The sequence below is a fragment of the Pseudomonas fuscovaginae SE-1 genome (genome assembly GCF_000364705.1).
GTDB lineage: Bacteria > Pseudomonadota > Gammaproteobacteria > Pseudomonadales > Pseudomonadaceae > Aquipseudomonas > Aquipseudomonas fuscovaginae_A.
In genome coordinates, this window is the sequence record NZ_AQOH01000093.1 from 1 (window position 1) to 20,356 (window position 20,356).

Annotated in this window: 16 protein-coding genes; 11 read left to right on the forward strand and 5 right to left on the reverse strand. The window is 65.1% G+C overall.

Features of this window, described 5'->3' with window-relative positions:
• Window positions 1-164 precede the first annotated feature (164 nt).
• The 9 genes from K675_RS0110255 (at window position 165) to K675_RS0110295 (ending at window position 10,846) form a co-directional block, all read left to right on the forward strand.
• Window positions 165-1,241 carry a putative 2-aminoethylphosphonate ABC transporter ATP-binding protein gene (locus tag K675_RS0110255; RefSeq protein WP_017903430.1) on the forward strand — a complete coding sequence of 359 codons (1,077 nt, stop codon included), beginning with the start codon at window positions 165-167 and terminating at the stop codon, window positions 1,239-1,241.
• 1 nt (window position 1,242) lies between these two features.
• Window positions 1,243-2,967 (forward strand): putative 2-aminoethylphosphonate ABC transporter permease subunit, encoded by a 1,725-nt coding sequence (locus K675_RS0110260; RefSeq protein ID WP_017903431.1) that lies wholly within the window; start codon window positions 1,243-1,245, stop codon window positions 2,965-2,967.
• A 41-nt stretch (window positions 2,968-3,008) separates the two neighbouring features.
• Window positions 3,009-4,031 carry a putative 2-aminoethylphosphonate ABC transporter substrate-binding protein gene (locus tag K675_RS0110265; protein WP_017903432.1) on the forward strand — a complete coding sequence of 341 codons (1,023 nt, stop codon included), beginning with the start codon at window positions 3,009-3,011 and terminating at the stop codon, window positions 4,029-4,031.
• Between the two features lie 191 nt (window positions 4,032-4,222).
• Window positions 4,223-5,362 (forward strand): TIGR03364 family FAD-dependent oxidoreductase, encoded by a 1,140-nt coding sequence (locus K675_RS0110270; protein WP_017903433.1) that lies wholly within the window; start codon window positions 4,223-4,225, stop codon window positions 5,360-5,362.
• Window positions 5,359-5,955, forward strand: a complete 597-nt coding sequence (locus K675_RS0110275) for a phosphonate degradation HD-domain oxygenase (RefSeq protein WP_017903434.1) — start codon at window positions 5,359-5,361, stop codon at window positions 5,953-5,955. The genes K675_RS0110270 and K675_RS0110275 overlap by 4 nt, the downstream gene beginning before the upstream one ends.
• Before the next feature lie 188 nt (window positions 5,956-6,143).
• Window positions 6,144-6,308 carry a hypothetical protein gene (locus K675_RS33340; protein ID WP_017903435.1) on the forward strand — a complete coding sequence of 55 codons (165 nt, stop codon included), beginning with the start codon at window positions 6,144-6,146 and terminating at the stop codon, window positions 6,306-6,308.
• A 118-nt stretch (window positions 6,309-6,426) separates the two neighbouring features.
• Window positions 6,427-7,707, forward strand: a complete 1,281-nt coding sequence (locus K675_RS0110285; protein ID WP_017903436.1) for an HlyD family secretion protein — start codon at window positions 6,427-6,429, stop codon at window positions 7,705-7,707.
• Window positions 7,704-9,863, forward strand: coding sequence for a peptidase domain-containing ABC transporter (locus tag K675_RS0110290; protein ID WP_017903437.1), 2,160 nt, complete (start codon window positions 7,704-7,706; stop codon window positions 9,861-9,863). The genes K675_RS0110285 and K675_RS0110290 overlap by 4 nt, the downstream gene beginning before the upstream one ends.
• Complete coding sequence (locus K675_RS0110295; RefSeq protein ID WP_017903438.1) at window positions 9,857-10,846, forward strand: hypothetical protein; 990 nt, start codon at window positions 9,857-9,859, stop codon at window positions 10,844-10,846. The genes K675_RS0110290 and K675_RS0110295 overlap by 7 nt, the downstream gene beginning before the upstream one ends.
• A gap of 19 nt (window positions 10,847-10,865) precedes the next feature.
• On the opposite strand, the gene K675_RS0110300 is transcribed toward K675_RS0110295, so the two are convergent.
• Together K675_RS0110300 and K675_RS0110305 are read right to left on the reverse strand one after the other, a co-directional pair.
• Entirely contained in the window at window positions 10,866-12,239 is a 1,374-nt protein-coding gene (locus K675_RS0110300) for a GTPase/DUF3482 domain-containing protein (RefSeq protein ID WP_017903439.1), read from the reverse strand.
• On the reverse strand, window positions 12,232-13,611 hold the full coding sequence (locus K675_RS0110305; RefSeq protein WP_017903440.1) for a DUF2868 domain-containing protein: 1,380 nt from the start codon (window positions 13,609-13,611) through the stop codon (window positions 12,232-12,234). Before K675_RS0110305 ends, K675_RS0110300 begins: the two co-directional genes overlap by 8 nt.
• An 83-nt stretch (window positions 13,612-13,694) precedes the next feature.
• Here K675_RS0110305 and K675_RS0110310 point away from each other — a divergent pair, with 83 nt between their 5' ends.
• Window positions 13,695-14,207 carry a dihydrofolate reductase gene (locus K675_RS0110310; protein WP_026145087.1) on the forward strand — a complete coding sequence of 171 codons (513 nt, stop codon included), beginning with the start codon at window positions 13,695-13,697 and terminating at the stop codon, window positions 14,205-14,207.
• An 85-nt stretch (window positions 14,208-14,292) separates the two neighbouring features.
• Here the strand turns inward: K675_RS0110310 and K675_RS0110315 are convergent, their stop codons facing one another.
• Window positions 14,293-15,684: an L-cystine transporter gene (locus K675_RS0110315; RefSeq protein WP_017903442.1), complete on the reverse strand. Its 1,392-nt coding sequence runs from the start codon at window positions 15,682-15,684 to the stop codon at window positions 14,293-14,295.
• 243 nt (window positions 15,685-15,927) lie between these two features.
• Between K675_RS0110315 and K675_RS0110320 the strand changes: the two genes are divergently transcribed.
• Window positions 15,928-16,983, forward strand: a complete 1,056-nt coding sequence (locus K675_RS0110320) for a phosphorylcholine phosphatase (protein ID WP_017903443.1) — start codon at window positions 15,928-15,930, stop codon at window positions 16,981-16,983.
• Between the two features lie 68 nt (window positions 16,984-17,051).
• Here the strand turns inward: K675_RS0110320 and ilvD are convergent, their stop codons facing one another.
• Both ilvD and K675_RS0110330 read right to left on the reverse strand, forming a co-directional pair.
• On the reverse strand, window positions 17,052-18,899 hold the full coding sequence (gene ilvD / locus K675_RS0110325; protein WP_017903444.1) for a dihydroxy-acid dehydratase: 1,848 nt from the start codon (window positions 18,897-18,899) through the stop codon (window positions 17,052-17,054).
• A gap of 226 nt (window positions 18,900-19,125) precedes the next feature.
• A complete protein-coding gene (locus K675_RS0110330; RefSeq protein ID WP_017903445.1) occupies window positions 19,126-20,307 on the reverse strand; it encodes an MFS transporter in 1,182 nt (393 codons plus the stop codon).
• Window positions 20,308-20,356: the final 49 nt, after the last annotated feature.

Here is a 20,356-nt window from a genome sequence, read left to right on the forward strand (position 1 = left end):
AGTCTTCTGCGTACAGAAATAAGGCGTGGCAACTTCCACGATATCTACAATCCATTTCCTACCCAAATCCACCAATACCACTATCGGCAGCTTTTGCCTTATTGCCACAGGACGTACGCATTACCTCCCTAGCATGACCCTCATCCGCTCGATGAGGTCCGTCCATGAACAACCCGCTCGCCCATCCCCTGGCCAACCCCGGCGCCGCGCTGAAAGTCCGTGGTGTGCAGAAGCGTTTTGGCGCCTTCACCGCGCTGGAGAACGTCTCCCTCGATGTCGCCGCCGGCGAGCTGGTGTGCCTGCTGGGACCGTCGGGTTGCGGCAAGACCACCCTGCTGCGCTGCATCGCCGGCCTCGAGCGCCAGGACGACGGTGAGCTGTTCCTCGGCGAGCGCAATGTCTCCGAACTGCCGCCCCAGGCCCGTGACTACGGGATCCTGTTCCAGTCCTACGCGCTGTTTCCCAACCTGACCGTGGAAGCCAATATCGCCTACGGCCTGGCGGGCAGCGGTCGTGACGAAGTCCGCCAGCGCGTCGCGCAGATGCTGGAGCTGGTCGGCCTGGCCGGCAGCGAGAAGAAATACCCCGGCCAGCTCTCCGGCGGCCAGCAGCAGCGTGTGGCCCTGGCCCGTGCCCTGGCGCCGGCGCCGTCGCTGCTGTTGCTCGACGAACCGATGTCGGCCCTCGATGCCCGGGTCCGCGAGCATCTGTGCAGCGAATTGCGCCAGCTGCAACGCAGCCTGGGCGTGACCACGCTGATGGTCACCCACAACCAGGACGAGGCCATGCTGATGGCCGACCGCATCGCCGTGATGAACAACGGCAAGGTCGAGCAGTACGCCACGCCCCAGGACATCTACGACAAGCCGGCCACGCCCTTCGTCGCCGAGTTCGTCGGCCAGGGCAACTGGCTGCCGTTCCAGCAGCGCAGCGCCCGGCATGCCCAGGTCGGCAACGTGCAACTGCGCCTGGCCGACAGCGTCCCGCGTACCGGTCCCGGTCGCCTGTTTTGCCGGCCCGAGTCGATCAGCGTCAACCCGCCGGTGCATGAGGAAAACCTGTTTGCCGCACGGGTACGGGAAATCACCTTTCTCGGCAATCGCTGCCGCATGAGCTTCGAACTCAACGAGCTGCCGGGCCATCCTCTGCTGGCTGAAGTCGGCCCGCAGGACCTGTCGCGCCTGGGCTCCCCGGATATCTGGGTGGCGCTGCCGCCGAGCAGCCTGCAGGTGTTTGCCTGAGATGGCCGCTGAACTCCGCCTGGCGCTGGCGCGCAAACCGGCCGCGAAGTCCGTGCGTGGCGATCTTGGCGACCGCCTGTTCGTGGTCGGCGGCAAGCTGCTCTGGCTCTGCCTGCTTGGGCTCGCGGTTCTGCTGCCGCTATTGGCGATCTTCTGGCGCGGCTTCAGCAACGAATCCGGACAGGGCGGCGGCTGGCTCGCCGCACGCGAACTGCTGGGCAGCGCTGACTTCCACTGGCTGCTGGGCAACAGCCTGAAGGTTTCCTTCAGTGTCGCGGCGATTGTCGTACCGCTGGCCTACCTGTTCGCCTACGCTCTGCAACGCACGCTGATTCCCGGCAAGCCCCTCTGGCGCGGCCTGTCGCTGCTGCCGCTGATGGCTCCGTCGATGCTGCCGGGGATCGCCCTGGTCTATCTGTTCGGCAATCAGGGGCTCCTGCGCGGCCTGCTGGAGGACAACATCTACGGCTTCTGGGGCATCGTCCTCGGCGAAGTCATCTACACCTTTCCCCATGCGCTGATGGTCCTGCTGTCGGCCCTGTCCCTGGCCGACGCGCGGCTGTTCGACGCCGCGTCGAGCATGGGCGCGAGCCCGTGGAGGGCCTATCGCAGCATCACCTGGCCGGCGACCCGGCAGGCGGTGTTCGCCGCCTTGTGCCTGGTGTTCACCCTGACCATCACCGACTTCGGCGTGCCGGTGGTGGTGGGTGGCGATTACCAGGTGCTGGCGCTGGAAGCCTACAAGGCGGTGGTCGGCCAGCAGCAGTTCGGCCGTGGCGCCCTGATCGGCATGATCCTGCTGCTGCCGGCGCTGCTGAGCTTTGCCGTCGATGCCTGGCTGCGTCGGCGTCAGAGTGATTCGATGAGCGGACGGGCCCAGGTGTTCCAGCCGGAGCGCTGCCCGACGCGTGATGCCTGCTACCTGGCGATCGTGCTGCTGATCTGCGCCGCCTTGCTGCTGGTGTTCGGCATGGCCGTGTATTCCTCGCTGGTGAAGTTCTGGCCGTACAACCTGTCGTTGTCGTGGAGCCACTACCGCTTCGACGAGACGGCGGGCGGCGGCTGGCTGGCCTATCGCAACAGTCTGACCATGGCCCTGTACACGGCGCTGATCGGCAGCGCGCTGATCTTCACCGGCGCCTACCTGATGGAAAAGACCCGTGGCCAGCGCGGCCTCAACCTGGCCCTGCGCCTGCTCAGCTTCGTGCCGATGGCGGTACCGGGCCTGGTCCTGGGGCTGGGCTACGTGTTCTTCTTCAACTTCGTCGGCAACCCGCTGCATGTGTTCTACGGAACCATGACCCTGCTGGTGGTGTGCACCATCGCCCACTACCTGACCACCGCGCAGATGACCGCGACCACCGCCCTGCGCCAGCTCGACGGCGAGTTCGAGGCCGCCGCGCTGTCGCTCAAGACCCCGCTGTACCGGCACTACCTGCGGGTCACGGTGCCGATCTGCCTGCCGGCGCTGCTCGACATCATCCGCTACCTGTTCGTCTCAGCGATGACCACGGTCTCGGCGGCGATCTTCCTCTACAGCCCCGACACCCTCCTCGCGGCGGTGGCGGTATTGAACATGGACGACGCCGGCAACGTTGGCGGTGCCGCGGCCATGTCGACCCTGATCCTGTTCACCTCGGCGGGCGTATCCCTGCTGCTGGCCTGGGCCTCGCGCGGCTTGCTGCGCCGCACCCAGGCCTGGCGGCGGAGCGTGCCCGGCCGTTGATTCGTCGACAAGCACAGCCATACAACCCAAGGAACCGCATCATGTTCAAGCCGTTGACTCTTGCCGCTGCCGTCCTCTCGCTGTTCAGCCTGAACGCCTTCGCGGCGAAAACCGAACTGACCGTCTACACCGCGCTCGAAGCCGAGCAGCTCAAGAGCTACAAGGACGCGTTCGAGAAAGCCAACCCGGACATCGGCATCAAGTGGGTCCGCGACTCCACCGGCATCATCACCGCCAAGCTGCTGGCCGAGAAAGCCCGGCCACAGGCCGATGCGGTATGGGGCCTGGCCGCTTCGAGCCTGGCGATCCTCGACCAGCAGGGCATGCTGCAGAACTACGCACCGAAGGATCTGGGCAAGATCGGCGGCAACTACCGCGACCCGGCCAACCCGCCGGCCTGGGTCGGCATGGATGTCTGGGCCGCGACCCTCTGCTTCAACACCGTCGAGGCCGAGAAGCAGCACCTGAGCAAGCCGGTGAGTTGGCAGGACCTGACCAAGCCTGAATACAAGGGCAAGATCGTCATGCCCAACCCGGCCTCGTCCGGCACCGGCTTCCTCGATGTCAGCGCCTGGTTGCAGACCTTCGGCGAGAAGCAGGGCTGGCAGTACATGGATGACCTGCACCAGAACATCGGCCAGTACGTCCACTCCGGATCCAAGCCTTGCAAGCTGGCGGCGGCCGGCGAATTCCCGATCGGTATCTCCTTCGAGTACCCGGCCGTGCAACTCAAGCGCCAGGGCGCGCCGCTGGACATCATCCTGCCGAAGGAGGGGTTGGGCTGGGAGATCGAGGCAACCGCAGTGATCAAGGGCACCCCGCACGAGGAAGCGGCGAAGAAACTGGCTGATTTCTCCGCCAGCCCGGCGGCGATGGAACTGTACAAGGAAAACTTCGCCGTGCTGGCCCAGCCGGGGATCGCCAAGCCGCAGACCGAACTGCCGGCCGACTACGAACAGCGCCTGATCAGGAACGACTTCGCCTGGGCCTCGAAGCACCGCGACGAGATCCTGGCCGAATGGCGCAAGCGCTATGACGGCAAGTCGGAGAAGGTCGCCCAGTAATCCCCTGGCCGAGCCCGAACCTTTGATCGTTTCGATCGTTTCCACGCTCTGCGTGGGAATGCCTCTCTGGACGCTCGGCGTCCGCTCTTGTGACGTACAGCGTCACGGGCTGCATTCCCACGCGGAGCGTGGGAACGATCAAAGCTCTCACAGGCGGCGTGACGTGGGTGCCCATTCCTTCAGGACCCTTCATGACTCATCACAGTGACATCCTCATCGTCGGCGCCGGCATTCTCGGTCTGTCCCACGCCTACGCCGCCGCCCGCCGCGGCCTCAAGGTCCGGGTCTTCGAGCGCAGCGCCACGCCCCTGGGCGCCTCGATCCGCAACTTCGGCCAGGCCCTGGTCACCGGCCAGTCGCCGGGCGTCATGCTCGATCTGGCGCGCGCCAGCCGGGAAATCTGGGGCCACTGGTCGCAGCACGCCGGCTTCGAACTCAAGCGCAACGGCAGCTACCTGTTCGCCCGCAGCGAAGCCGAGGAACACCTGCTGGAAGCCTTCTGCGCCGGCCGGGCCCGCGAGTACGGCTATCGGGTGAAACTGTTGCAGGGCCGGGCCCTGGCCGACCTGCACGGCGGCCAGTTCAGCCATCACCGCGCCGCCCTGCATGGCCTGGATGACCAGCAGTTGTATTCCCGCGAGGCGATCCCGACGCTGATCGACTACCTGCGTCGCGAACTGGGCGTCGAATTCCACTTCTCGACCCTGGTCCATGAGGTCGAGCCCGGCCAGTTGCGCAGCACGGCCGGAACATTCCGAGGCGAACGGATCGTGGTCTGTTCAGGCCATGACTACCAGACCTTGCTGGCCGAATCGCTGGCGACCCTGCAGCCGAGCATCTGCCGCCTGCAGATGCTCCGTGCCCGTCCGCTGCTCAGCGCGTTGAACCTGCAACACTCGGTGCTGACCGGCTTGAGCTGCGTGCACTACGGCGCCTTCGCCGACCTGCCGGAAGCGGCGGCGATCCAGTCGCAGATCCAGCACGAAAGCCCGCACCTGCACGAGCACGGTATCCACCTGTTGATCAGCCCGACGCCCCACGGCGAGTTGATCATCGGTGATTCCCACCACTACGGTAGCGATCCTTCGCCATTCAACGCCGAGCAGGTGGACAACTGGATGCTGGAACTGGCCGAGCACACCCTCGGTTGCAAGGTCCAGGTGCTCGAACGTTGGCAAGGCGTCTACGGCGCCCGCGGGCCGGGGCCGTTCTCGTTTTTGCAGGCCGCGCCGGGCGTACATGCCGCGTTGATGCACACCGGCGTCGGCATGAGCGTCGGCCCGGCCATGGCCGAGGCCAATATCGCCACCTTGCTGGGGGAAAACCGGTGAGTCGGGTCGAGCAGGTGCTGGACGAGGTTTTCGGTCTCTACCAGCGGTTCGGCAGCGCCGACTACATCGGCGAGCCGGTGTCGCAACTGGAGCACATGTCCCAGGCCGCGCAACTGGCGATGGCCGAGGGCTGCGACGATGAGGTGGTGCTGGCGGCGTTCTTTCACGATATCGGGCATATCTGTCCGCGGCCGACGCAGACGCAGCAGAGCATGGGAGGCTATGGCATCGTCAGCCACGAACGCCTGGGTGCCGACTATCTGCGTCGCGCCGGCTTCGGCGAGCGGCTGGCGCGACTGGTGGAGTATCACGTGCAGGCCAAGCGTTATCTGACCCTGGTCGAGCCCGGGTACTACGAGCGCCTGAGCGAAGCGAGCCGGCGAACGCTGGAGTATCAGGGCGGCATCATGACCCGGCAGGAGGCCACGGATTTTGCCCGGGACCCCTTGTGCGACCTGAGCCTGCGCATGCGCCAGTGGGACGAGCAGGCCAAGCGGGCGCAGGTGCCGGTCATGGACCTGCAGCTGCTGAGAAACAAGGCGCAACACCTGCTGAGCCAACCGGTGATCGAGACTACAGCCTCGGACGCCTAGTTCTGAACCCGCCGGTGACGATTCAGGCACCGGGTAATCACGGGTCCGATAGTTGGTTTTTTCGTCGATTGGGAGAATGGTCAGGCACTCCGGTCATGGCCATCAAGCTTGCGGGGTGCGATGAAATTCAGGTCGTTCATGTGCTCGGCCTGATGTGTTTTTCATAACCCGATCAGTGAGGTATCCCGATGGATGACGTTAAGCAGCAAGACAATGCCCCGCAGGAAATGACTCTCGATGAAACCATGGAGATTCGCGGGGCCGGGTGGTTCTCCGATGCGGGTGCATGGATGGATGGCGCGGTCGAGACGGCCAGCAAGTTTCTCAAGGCCTTTGGTTCGGCAGTCAGCTGATAGCGGCCACTGATACGTCATGAATTGACGTGCTGACATTGGACGGGGGAGGCCTATGACCTCGCCCCGCTTGTCCTATGCCTGATCCACGGCGAATTTCCCCTGTACGGATTTACTTATGCTCGAGTGGGGGACGGTCACCCCGAGATCGGCGCTGCGGCCATTGCTGTTGGGTGGGGTGCTCGTTCTCTTTGTCGTGACGGTGCTGGTGCTGTTGTCGACGGGAAGCTATGCCCGCAAGGAAGAGGTCGAGGGGCGTGTCATGATCCGCGATGTGGTGCGTATCGCCAACGAGAAGGCGGCTCACGTCGACGAGGTGCTGGTCGGTGTCGGCGCCCCGGTCAAGCGCGGTCAGCCGCTGATTCGCCTGCGTATGGTGGGCCCGGAAAATATCGAGGCCGGCAGTGACCAGGTCCTCTCCGCCAGAAATATCGAACGTCTGAACAACCTGCTCGATGAGCTGGCGGCGGAGGAAAGTCTGGTCCGTTCCGCCCACATCACCCATCAGGACTTTCTGCAACGGCAATTGCGTCAGCTGGATGAGGATCTGGCGCTCAACAGCCGGATCGGGCAATCGATCCAGCGTCGGGTCCGCACCGCTCTGGATGAACGACAGCGCCATGAGCAATTGGCGGGCGAGGGTGCGGTTTCCGGCTCAGCCAGGGACCAGGCGGTGGTGGTCCATGAGTCGGCCCTCGAGGACCAGGCCAGCAATGACCTGGCCAGGACCAGCACGCAGCAGCGCAGCCTGGAGCTGCAGCAGCGCGTCAGCCAGGCGGACCAGGACCTGGCGGCTCGCCTGGGGCAGTTCGCCCGCCAACGCAACGAGTGGCTGGAGCGCCTGGAGTCCCTGGGCAAGAACCAGGGATATGTACTGCTTTCTCCCGTGGATGGCGTCGTGGACACGGTAGCGGTATTTGCCGGCGGCCGGGTCGAGGTGGGTCATCCGATGTTGCTGCTGCGCGCAGCCCGGGCCCAGGATCCGCAGCTTCGAATCATGCTGGACGTCAGCCCATCGGCCATTGGTTTTGCCACGCCCGGTACCGAGGTGATCTTGCGTTTCGATGCCTTTCCGTATGAACGTCATGGCGTGGTCAAGGGCTCTGTCGTCCACAGTTCCGCCAGTACTTACAGAGCAGCGATTCCCGGCGTGGCCAATGACGAGTCAGGCGAAGTGCCGACCTACCTGGTGGAAGTGGAGCCCGACTTCAGCGCCGCCCATGTCCGTATCCGACCTGACTGGCTCAAGGACGGCATGACCCTCAGGGCCTCGCTGACCCTGGAGCGCCTGAGCCTCATGGAATGGCTGTTCCTGCCCGTGCTCAAGGGCATCGAGCGTAATCCGGGGGTAAGGCCGACGGGGCGGACTGACCCGCAGCAGGAGGACGAATCGGCATGAGTCGGCTCAAGGCGGTATTGCGTGATGCCCTGACACGCTCCGGGCAGCGGCTGCGCAAGCGGGTGCCGGTGATCCTGCAGGACGAAATGTCCGAATGCGGTCTGGCCTCCATCGCCATGGTGGCCGGTTATCACGGCAAGCACCTGACCCTGCGCCAGTTGCGCCGTGACTACAGTGTGGCGCGGGACGGGATGTCCCTGTTCCAGGTCATCAAGGTGTCCGACGAACTGGGTTTTACCTGCCGCCCGCTGAAAACCTTGCTCGACGGGCTCAGGCAGTTGCGAACGCCGTCGATCCTGTTCTGGAACCAGCGACATTTCGTGGTGCTGGAGGCGGTGAACAGAACGGGTCTGCACATCGTCGACCCGGCCGTCGGCAGGCGTTTCTACAGCTGGGAAGAAGCCTTGCCGATGTTCAGTGGCGTGGCCCTGGAAATGCTCCCGGGCCTGGCCTTTACCCTGCAGGCCGGGCCCAGGCTGTCGGCATCGCTGGGCTGTGTCAGCCTGCTGCGCAAGAATCCCTGGTTGCTGCGCTACCTGATTCCCATGGGCCTGCTGTCGGTGGTCGGCTACCTCGGAGGGATTGCCGCGCCGAAGCTGTTTTCCCTGACGATCGATGAAGTCGTGGCGAAGAACGATGAGGACTTCCTCTATCTGATCCTCTATGTCTTCGGCGCAATCTTTCTGTTCAAGACCGGTGCCGCCTGGCTGCGGGCGCTGTTGGATGCCCGGTTGCGGGTGGCGTTGACGCAGGATCTCTCGACCGGCGTCATCGCCCGCTTGCTGCGTCTGCCGCTGGCCTACTTCGAGCGTCGTGCCCCGGGAGACATCCTGCGGCGCACCCAGGCGGCGGACAAGGTGTACCTGCCGTTCACCTCGGGGTGGATGGACATCGGTATCGACAGCCTGTTCGGGCTGGTCTTCCTGCTGTTGATGGCCCTGATCAACATCAAGCTGGCGGGGCTGTCCCTGGCCTTGTGCCTGCTGTTCTTCGTGTTCCGTGGCCTGACCCTGCCGGTGATGGAACGGCGCCACAAGGCCTCGATCGAGGCCGAGACCTTGCGCAACGTCACGTTGCTGGGTGTCCTGGGTGCTATCGAGTCGATGAAGCTCCATCACTACGAGGCAACGAAACTGGCGACCTGGAGCAATCGGCAGGCGGATACCGAAACCGCCCGTGCCGGTGTCCAGCGCATGCAGGCGATGAACCAGGTGGTGCACGATGGCCTGTCCCACGGGCATTCCCTGTTGGTCAGTGCGCTGGGGGCCCTGGCGGTGTTGAACGGCGACAACAGCGTCGGCGACCTGTTCGCCTTCGTGCTGTACAAGGACATGTTCATGGCGTGCGCCTTCAAGCTGGTGGATGGCTACATGAACCTGCGGCTGGTGAAGATCGAGCTGGCCCGACTCGATGACATCGTCGACGAACAGCCTGAAGCGTTCGAGTCCTGCGTCTACAGCAGCAGCCCGTTGGGGCTGCCCGAGCCGATCCGTTCGATTCGAATGCAGAACGCCCGGTTCTGCTACAGCTCTTTCGAGCGCCCGACCTTCGATCAACTGGATTTCACCCTGGAGGGGCCGGGGGCGAAAATCGCCATCCTGGGGCCTTCCGGCTGTGGCAAGAGTACCTTCCTGAAGGTCCTTGCCGGTTTCTACCCACTGGATGAGGGACGTTTGCGGATCAACGGCCAGGCGATGCGGCATTTCGGCCTGCGTCGCTATCGCCAGGGTGTGGCGTATGTCATGGCCCATGGGGAAGTCGTCGACGGCAGCCTGGTCGACAATATCGTGATGGATGATGAACTCGATGGCCCCTGGTTGCAGGCATGTATCGAGCAGGTGGGCCTGCTCCCATGCGTGTTGCAACTGACCAACGGTTTCAACACGCGGCTGGGGGCGATGGGTATTCAGTTATCGTCCGGGCAGCGGCAGCGCCTGTTGGTTGCCCGAGCGTTGTATCGGCGGCCGCAGTTGCTGCTGCTCGACGAGCCGACGGCGCATCTGGACCTGGCTGCGCGTGATGTGGTGATTGAAACGATTCGCGGGCTGTCCGTGTCCTGCGTGGTGGTCACCCACGACCGGGCGGTGGCAGAGGCCTGTGCGGTGGTGTTGCGGATGAGCGAAGGCCGCCTGGTTCCGCTGGCCCGGACATGCTGAGTCGCGGCGTGAGCGGCCAGGTGCGGCGCTGGTTGTTCCTTGCCCTGGTCAAGGCCTGGCTGCGCCGATACGGGCTCGCAGGCCTGGCCTGGTGCTTGCGGCTCGATGTGCTCCGTGGGCTGTTGGCGCTGCTCCCTGCCGTGCTGATGCGATTGCCCCGATGCTCGCGAGGGGTGGATTACCGTCGCAGTTACCAGAATCTGCAACTCTTCGATTTTGCTGCCGATCGCCGTCGAGCCCTGGCCTGCCAGCACAGCGCGATCCAGCTTCAGCGCAGGCTGTACCAGCGTCTCTACCGAAGCCATGATCCGGTGCATCTGCGCGCCTGGGTCCGCTCGATCCCCTGGGTCGATCCCGGTGAGCACTGGCAGCGCGGCGCGCGTCGGCCGACGATCATCGCCTTGCCGCATTGCGGCGAGTACTGGATGGCGGTCGCCGGTGTGATCGAGCGCACGCCCGCGCCCACGCGCTTCATCATTCCGATCTGGAATTTCAGCGACCGCTTCACCCATGACTCACTCAAGAACCTGGAAGGCTTCGGGCATGCCATCGAGGTTCTGGACAGCAATGACCCGAGAACCGCGCTGGCAATTGCCCGTGGGGTGAAACGGGGTGACCAGGTGATCATTTTCTGCGACCTGCCGGTGAGTCTCGAAGGTGTTCGATTCGGTGAGCCGATGAACGGACGGTTCTTCGGGCGGCCTGCCCAGTTCGTAAAGGGCCCGCTATTCCTGGCGGCGAAGCTGGGCTGTGACCTGTTGCTGGTGGGGCATCGTGTCCGCCTGGGACAGGTCGGCGAGTTGCGGGTGATCGAGCGGATTGTCCGTGCTCCTCTCGAGCAGATGCTGCCGCCCTGGATCAAGGCGCTGGAGGCCTTCATTCTCGAGGCGCCACAGGACTGGCTGTACCTGCCGAGGATGGAGGCCTTTCATCACCGGCAGCGTTCGTCGGGTGACCGGCGGCAGGTGGAGAGCCGGATTTGAGTGGGCCGGGCGCGGCTGGTTATTTTTCAGCCAGGATCTGGAGAAGCTTTTCGAGCTGTTCCTGGCGTTCGGCCTGGCTCAGCTTCGGCTGCGGGTTCAACGATGACCATTGCGGGTGGGCCCGGGCCTTGCCCAGTGCTTCCGGCAGCTTGCCTTCGCGCCACGACTTGTCCACCGGGGTGTCGATCCGGATGCTGTCCAGGGCCGCATGGCCGCGAGCTTCCAGTGCCAGCAACAGTTGGCGCTGGCGCAGCGCGAGCAGGCGCAGCACGCTGTCATCGAGCGTCAGCTCGCGTTTGCCCTTGAGCTTGCCGAGCAGGCGGCTGCCATAGCCGCGGGCGGTCTGCAGGGCACCGCCGGCGATGGCGCCGGCCAGGGCGGCGGCACCGAGGGTCAGGCCACCGACCAGCAGGTCGACTCCCGCGCCCGCCGCGGCCCCGGCGGCCATTCCGCCGCCGACCTTCACGCCCAACTGTCTGAGGGTTTCCGGGTTGAAAAGATCGTCGCCCCAGCGCCCGTCGAGCAACGGCAGGTCGCTGGCGGCGGCATCGTCACGACGAAACGCATAGAGCTTGAGCAGGGCTTCGACGCAGCGTTGTTCGCGTTGGCGCACAGCCTGGCGCAATTCGGCGATGGCCTCGCTTTCGGCCGTGGCGTCGCCGGCCACCTGGCGTCGGCAGGCAGCGCAGTCGATCAGCAGCTCGGCGATCAGGCGTTTGGCGCCCTGGCGGCGTGCCTGGCGCTGTGCCTCCAGATCGCGGACCAGCCGTTCCAGTTGTGGTCGCGAGCCTTCCAGCAGCAGGGCAAGGCTCTCGTAGAGGCGTCGTTCGCCATCTTCCGGTGGCGCAACGCTGTCGAAGCGTACCAGCGCGTGCAGCCCCAGGCGGGCCAGGGCCTGACGCCAGTCGTCCTCGCGCTGGGCGGCGCTGCTGACGAAGTTGAGTACCGGCAGCAGCGGCTTGCCGCAACTGGCCAGCACCGACAGCTCGTCGCGGTACTTGGCCAGCACCGGCTCGCGGGCATCGATCACATACAGCCCGGCGTCCGAGGCCAGCAACTGGCGCAGCACCTTGGCTTCCTGTTCGAATCGCTGGCGGGCTTCGCTGCCATCGAGAAAACGTTGCACACGGGCCGGGCCATCGAGGCGTTCGCCGGGTCGGTCGAGGCGTTCGAGGTAGTCGAGCAGGGCGATGGCATCTTCCAGGCCCGGGGTGTCGTACAGCTCCAGCAGCGGTTCGCCGTCCACCGACAGCCGGGCACCCTCGACATGGCGAGTGGTGCTGGGGCGGTGGGAGACTTCGCCGAAGCCGACGTCGCGGGTCAGCGTGCGCAGCAGCGAGGTCTTGCCGACATTGGTGTGGCCGACCACGGCGAGTTTCAACGGCTTAGTCATGGCCGGTCTCCAGCCAGGTGAACGGAGCGCTGTCGGCGAACGGCAGTTCGAGCTGTTGCAGGGCGTGGTGCCAGTCGCCGAGGCGGTCGGCGTCGAGGGCCTGGCCGGGTGGTGCCTGCAGCAGCCAGAGGCGGGTGGCGGCGGCGCTGCGGGCCAGTTCGGCGATCAGCGCGAGGCTGCCGCGATCCGGCGAGCGCCGTGGGTCGCAGGCGATCGCCAGGCGCGCCGGCGGGAAGCGGCTCAGTTGTTCCAGCAGTTTCTGCCGGGATTCGCGACTGTCGAGCACGCCAGCATCGCGCACCCCCTTGGGCAAGGCTGGCGGCCAGGGGCGCTGGTCGTCCAGCTCGATGGCGACCAGCAATGCGCCGTCGCTGTCCTGGCCGGTCACCCCGGCTTCGGCATGGGGCAACTGCGCAGGGGCGGCGTCGCTGATGCCCAGGCGTTCGCTGCTGGGCATCAGGCGTTCGCGCAGGTGAGCGTAGCCGGGCAGGTTCGGGTCCAGCGCCAGGGTACGAACGCCGCTCTTCCAGCGCCACAGGCACAGCAGCGCCAGCAGCAGGCGCGGCAGCAGGCCGTAGACCACCAGCACCCCGACCAGCCAGCCGGCCCAGGCCTGGCGGGCGCTCTCCAGGTCGACGGCGGCATTGCCGCTGGCGCGGATCATGCTCTCGCCGGGGACGCTGAAACCCAGCAGTGCGGGCAGGGCGCCGAGGCCCTGGGTCAGGCCGACGAAGGTGTCACCGCCCAGAATGGTGGTTTCCCAGACGAAGCCGTAGCGCCGGGTGGCGAGCAGTGCCAGCAGCACCGTCAGCGCGCAGCCCAGCGCCAGCAGCCACAGGCCGTGGACGACGATGCCGATGGCCCAGCGGTTCAGGCGCTGGCGTTGCAGCAGGAGCACCAGCGCCGGCACCAGTTGTACCGCCTGGGCATCGCGGGCGAACTTTTCACTGAGCCACAACCAGAGCCGGCCCAGGCTGGCGCCGTGGCCTCCGGCGAAGAGCAGGCCCAGGGCCCAGCTCGCCAACAGCAGCAGGTTCAGCCCGAGCAGGCTGCCCAGGGCCCAGAAGACGTTGACCGGCCGTTGGCCGTTGCCGAGGGCGGCGAGGGCCAGCCCGGCGCCGCTGAGGATCACCAGCACGGCGAGCAGCAACAGGGCCAGGCGTGCCCCTTGCAGCCAGCGCTGCAGGGCGGCGAGCTGGCCGTCGCGTTCGGCCAGCCAGAGCGCGCGGTGCTGGATGCGGGTCGCCAGGTCGCCGCCGGCCGCACGGGCGCGACGGTTGGCTTCGAGGTCTTCCAGGGGGCCGGCCTGCTCTTCGCGCAGGCGCACGGTCTCGGTCAGCCAGAGGCGTTGCAGGGGAGTCGGTTCAGTCACGCGCCATCCTGTTGGGGGGAAGTGCCAGAAGCATAACCGCTGTGGCTAGTGCCTGCACCCGGCTGTCGGGTATGCTCGCCGGCATGACAACCAAACTCCCCCTCAGCCTGATCGCGGCCCTCGCGGAAAACCGCGTGATCGGCGTAGACAACAGCATGCCCTGGCATTTGCCGGCGGATTTCAAGTATTTCAAGGCCACCACCCTGGGCAAGCCGATCATCATGGGGCGCAAGACCTGGGATTCTCTTGGTCGGCCATTGCCGGGGCGGCTGAACCTGGTGGTGAGCCGCCAGGCCGGGCTGCAACTGGAAGGCGCCGAGGTGTTCCCGTCGCTGGAGGCCGCGCTGGTACGGGCCGAAGCCTGGGCGCTGGAGCAGGGCGTCAGTGAGCTGATGCTGATCGGCGGGGCGCAGCTGTATGCCCAGGGGCTGGCGCAGGCCGATCGCCTGTACCTGACCCGGGTTGGCCTGAGCCCGCAAGGTGATGCCTGGTTCCCCGAGTTCGACCTGAACCTGTGGCGGCGCGTTTCCGACGAGCCGCACCCGGCAGAGGGCGACAAGCCGGCGTTCAGCTTCGAGGTGTGGGAGCGGGTCTGAGGTATTGTGCCGGGTGGTGACGCCGAGCGTCACCGGCGGCGTTCCCACGCGGAGCGTGGGAACGATCAATCGGTTGTCGAAAGGTTCAGGCCTGCGCCAGCTCCGTCTGCTCATCCGCATCCAGCAGGCGCTTGTCGGTCTGCTTCATCATCTGGCTGGTGAGGGTCCCGGCGGTCATCGAACCGCTCACGTTCAGCGCGGTTCGGCCCATGTCGATCAGCGGTTCCACCGAAATCAGCAGCGCCACCAGTGACACCGGCAGGCCCATCGCCGGCAGCACGATCAGCGCGGCGAAGGTCGCGCCGCCACCGACCCCGGCCACACCGGCCGAACTCAGGGTGACGATGGCCACCAGGGTCGCGATCCACAGTGGGTCCAGCGGGTTGATCCCGACGGTCGGCGCCACCATCACCGCCAGCATCGCCGGATACAGGCCGGCACAGCCGTTCTGGCCGATCGTTGCACCGAACGAAGCGGCGAAACTGGCGATCGATTGTGGAATCCCCAGGCGACGGGTCTGTGCCTCGATGCTCAGCGGGATGCTCGCGGCACTGGAGCGACTGGTGAAGGCGAAGGTCAATACCGGCCAGACCTTGCGGAAGAAGCGCAGCGGATTGACCCCGGCCAGCGACAGCAGCAGGCCGTGGACCACGAACATCAGCCCCAGGCCGATGTAGGACACCACCACGAAACTGCCGAGCTTGATGATGTCCTGCAGGTTGGAACCGGCCACCACCTTGGTCATCAGGGCCAGTACGCCGTAGGGCGTCAGCTTCATCACCACGCGCACCAGACGCATCACCCAGGCCTGCAGGGTGTCGATGGCGTTGATCACCTTCTGGCCTTTTTCCGCATCATCCTTGAGCAGTTGCAGGGCGGCCACGCCGAGGAAGGCGGCGAAGATCACCACGCTGATGATCGAGGTCGGCTTGGCCCGGGCCAGGTCGGCGAAGGGGTTCTGTGGAATGAACGACAGCAGCAGTTGCGGCACGTTGAGGTCGGCGACCTTGCCGGCGTAGTCGCTCTGGATGGTCTGCAAGCGGGCCATTTCCTGGGTACCGGCGACCAGGCCTTCGGCGGTCAGGCCGAACAGGTTGGTCAGGCCGATGCCGATCAGCGCGGCGATCGCGGTGGTGAACAGCAGCGTGCCGATGGTCAGGAAACTGATCCGGCCCAGGGACGAGGCATTGTGCAGACGGGCAACGGCGCTGAGGATCGAGGCGAACACCAGCGGGATCACGATCATTTGCAGCAACTGCACATAGCCATTGCCCACCAGGTCGAACCAGGCGATAGAGGCCTTGAGCACCGGGTTGCCGTCACCGTAGACGGTGTGCAGGCCGATGCCGAACAGCACGCCCAGGGCCAGGGCGAGCAGCACCTTGCGGGCCAGGCTCCAGGAGGTATGGCGGGTTTGCGCCAGGCCCAGCAGCAGGGCGAGGAACACCAGCAGATTGAGAATCAGCGGCAGGTTCATGAAAACTCCGGAAAACGATGAGTGCCAATCACTCTCGTCGGTGATTGTGAACCGTTCAGCCTAACAGCTTGATATATATAGATTTAATATCTAAATGGAATGTTGACTGTCGTTTTTGGAATAAGCCGGTGGCGCTGGGGCGTATGCCGGTGGCGGGATCAGGACGCAGGCGGTCGTCCTCGGGTGAGAACTGTCACATGGATTTGTTAGCGTCGAGGCCTTTCAGCCAGGAAGATACCGCCCATGAAATTCGCCCCCAAACTCCTTGCCGCCGCACTCTGCCTGGGCCTTGCCGGCCAGGCCTTCGCCACCGAGCTCAAGCACTGGCCAGAGGCCCAGGCCAAGCAACTGGAGGCGATGATCGCCGCCAACGCCAACAAGGGTAACTTCGCGGTGTTCGACATGGATAACACCAGTTACCGCTATGACCTGGAAGAGTCGCTGCTGCCCTACATGGAGAACAAGGGGCTGATCACCCGCGATACCCTGGACCCGTCGCTGAAGCTGATCCCGTTCAAGGACACCGCCGAGCACAAGGAAAGCCTGTTCAGCTACTACTACCGCCTCTGCGAAATCGACGACATGGTCTGCTACCCGTGGGTGGCCCAGGTGTTTTCCGGCTTTACCCTCAAGGAGCTCAAGGGCTACGTCGACGAGATGATGGCGTCCGGCAAGCCGGTGCCGAGCACCTACTACGATGGCGACGTGGTGAAGAACATCGAAGTGCAGCCGCCGAAGGTCTTTGCCGGCCAGGTCGAGCTGTACAACAAGCTGATGGAAAACGGCATCGAGGTCTATGTGATGACCGCCGCTTCCGAAGAGCTGGTGCGCATGGTCGCGGCCGATCCCAAGTATGGCTACAACGTCAAGCCACAGAACGTGATCGGCGTGACGACCCTGCTCAAGGACCGCAAGACCGGCGAGCTGACCACCGCGCGCAAGCAGATCAGCGCCGGCAAGTATGACGAGAAGGCCAACCTCGGCCTGGAGCTGACCCCGTACCTGTGGACCCCGGCGACCTGGATGGCCGGCAAGCAGGCGGCCATCCTCACCTACATCGACCAGTGGAAGAAACCGGTGCTGGTCGGTGGCGACACGCCGTCGAGCGATGGCTACATGCTTTTCCACAGCGTCGACGTGGCCAAGGGCGGCGTACACCTGTGGGTCAACCGCAAGGACAAGTACATGACCCAGCTCAACGGCATGATCAAGAGCAACGCCGAGGCCCAGGCCAAGGAAGGTCTGACGGTGACCGCGGACAAGAACTGGGTGATCGTCAAGCCGGAAGAGATCCAGTAAGACCCAGCTGTTTCGAGCAGGCAATAAAAAGCCCGGCGCAAGTGCCGGGCTCTTTATTGGGGGGGCGCTTACGGCACCAGCTTGTCCAGCATCGCCTTGTCGCGGACCGCGCCCTTGTCGGCGCTGGTGGCGAGCAGGGCGTAGGCCTTCAGTGCACTGGTGACCTTGCGTGGACGCTGCTCGGCCGGTTTCCAGCCTTTCTTGTCCTGCTCGGCACGGCGGGCCGCCAGTTCCTCGTCGCTGACCAACAGGTTGATCGAGCGGTTCGGAATGTCGATCAGCACCTTGTCGCCATCGCGCACCAGGCCGATCGCACCACCGGCAGCGGCTTCCGGAGACGCGTGGCCGATGGACAGCCCCGAGGTGCCGCCGGAGAAGCGACCGTCGGTCAGCAGGGCGCAGGCCTTGCCCAGGCCCTTGGACTTCAGGTACGAGGTCGGGTAGAGCATTTCCTGCATGCCCGGGCCGCCTTTCGGGCCTTCGTAGCGGATGATCACGATGTCACCGGCCTTCACTTCGTCAGCGAGGATGCCGCGTACCGCGCTGTCCTGGCTTTCGAAGATCTTCGCGTTGCCTTCGAACACCAGGATCGACTCGTCGACACCGGCGGTCTTCACCACGCAGCCGTCCAGCGCGATGTTGCCGTACAGCACGGCCAGGCCGCCCTCCTTCGAGTAGGCGTGCTCGACGCTGCGGATGCAGCCGTTCTCGCGGTCGTCATCCAGGGTTTCCCAACGGGTCGACTGGCTGAACGCGGTCTGGGTCGGGATACCGGCCGGGCCGGCCTTGAAGAAGGTGTGCACCGCTTCATCGTCGGTCTGGGTGATGTCCCAGTGGGCGATGGCCTCGGCCAGGCTCCTGCTGTGCACGGTCGGCAGGTCGGTGTGCAGCAGGCCGCCACGGGCCAGCTCGCCGAGGATGCTGATGATGCCGCCAGCGCGGTGCACGTCTTCCATGTGGTACTTCTGGATGTTCGGCGCGACCTTGCACAGTTGCGGCACCTTGCGCGACAGACGGTCGATGTCGCGCAGATCGAAGGCGACCTCGGCTTCCTGGGCGGCGGCCAGCAGGTGCAGGATGGTGTTGGTGGAGCCGCCCATGGCGATGTCCAGGGTCATGGCGTTCTCGAACGCCTTGAAGTTGGCAATGCTGCGCGGCAGTACCGAGTCGTCGTTCTCGCCGTAGTAGCGTTGGCACAGCGCGACGATGTCGCGACCGGCGCGCAGGAACAGCTGTTCGCGGTCGGCGTGGGTCGCCAGGGTCGAACCGTTGCCCGGCAGGGCCAGGCCCAGGGCTTCGGTCAGGCAGTTCATCGAGTTGGCGGTGAACATGCCGGAGCACGAGCCGCAGGTCGGACAGGCGCTGCGCTCATACTCGGCAACCTTCTCGTCAGAAGCGCTGGAGTCGGCGGCGATGACCATGGCGTCCACCAGGTCCAGGCCGTGGGAGGCCAGTTTGGTCTTGCCGGCTTCCATCGGGCCGCCGGAGACGAAGATCACCGGGATGTTCAGGCGCAGGGCGGCCATCAGCATGCCGGGGGTGATCTTGTCGCAGTTGGAGATGCAGACGATGGCGTCGGCGCAGTGGGCATTGACCATGTACTCGACGGAGTCGGCGATGATCTCGCGGCTCGGCAGCGAATAGAGCATGCCGTCGTGGCCCATGGCGATGCCGTCATCCACGGCGATGGTGTTGAATTCCTTGGCCACGCCACCGGCACGTTCGATTTCGCGGGCGACCAGCTGGCCCATGTCCTTGAGGTGGACGTGGCCGGGCACGAACTGGGTGAAGGAGTTGGCGACGGCGATGATCGGTTTCTTGAAGTCGGCGTCTTTCATCCCCGTGGCGCGCCACAGGGCGCGGGCACCGGCCATGTTGCGACCGTGGGTGGATGTTTTCGAGCGGTAATCAGGCATGGAGCACTCCGGGCGGCTAATCAGGTAACAAGTGGGGAGTGAGCTTCTATTGACCCTCGGGAACACCTGGAAAATGGCCGTGTGTCCGAAAGCTGCCGACAACGACACGGGATCGCCGTGCGTTTCAGCCTGAGCTCATAAACCCGCCGGGGGATGACTGGCGATGAATAGAGCGATTCTACACCGCTGGCGCCGGGAAGGAATGGGGGCGCAGCGACGTCCGCGCTCAACGCCCGAGCCTGGCGCTATGCAGCAGGCCGAGGAGGCTCGCGAGGATGAAGGTCATGCCGACGGCCGGCAGCAGCAGGGAGCCGCTTCGGGCCAGCAGTGCGCTGCTGGCGGCCGCGGCGAGAAACATGATGGTGTTGCCCGCCGACGCTGCGGTGCCGGCGTTTGTCGAGAACAGCAGCATCGCTGCGGAGATGGCCGCAGGGCGGGTGATGCTGACCGCCGCGGCGCTCAGGCACATCGGCAGCAGCAGGCTGGCGGTGGAAACCAGCTTCAACTGCAGGGTCAGCAGCAGCGCCAGGCCGGCGGCGCCCAGCAGAAGCAGGCCGATGTCGATCTGCGAGCGCACCGACAGGCGCTTCTGCAGCCAGGTGGCCATTGCTCCACCGAGCAGATAGGCCGCGCCATAGATCAGCAGGACGATGGCGTACTGGTATTCGGAGAGTTGCAGGCCGTCCATGAAAATCAATGGGGAGACGCTGGTCAGGGCGAAGTAGGCGCAGAACACCAGGGCTGCGATCTGCCAGTAACGACGGAAGTCACGATGACCGAGAATCTGCAGCAGCGATTGGCTGGCTGCCTGACCCTGCCGGGCCTCTGTCACTGGGGATGAGGTCAGTATCCGTAGTGCCAGAAGGCCGATGCCCATGGCGACCAGGGCAAAGGCGTGGAAGCTGCTCTTCCAGCCAAGATTGTCCAGCAGCCAGGAGCCCAGCAGGGGTGACAGGGCGACGAACAGGCCGCTGAAACTCATGTAGCAGATGCGCACGGGCGCACGTTCCTGCGGTTCGAACAGGTCTTCGACCAGTGCCAGGCCGAGCACGAAGAAACCACAACCCAACGCCTGGACGCTGCGAAAGAACAGGAACATGGTGAAGTCTGCGGCCAAGGTGCAGCCGATGGCGCCGAGACAGGAGACGACCAGGCACGCCAGCAGCACCTCCTTGCGTCCGAACCGGTCGGAGAGCGGCCCTGTCACCAGTTGCGAAAACGCGAAGACCAGGGTGAACAGGCTGACGGTCAGGGCGATATCGGCGGTCGAGGTGGCGAACTGCTCCGCAAGGGCGGGAAACGCCGGCAGCAGGACGTTGAGCGGGAAAAAGCTGATCAGCGATATGCCGGTGACCAGCAGCAGTCGCAGGCGGCCCGAGGGGCGGGTGGTTGTATCGGTCGATGACATCAATGGCTTTCCGCTGGCGCCTTGAGCAGTCCTGGAGTTCGTCGCAGAT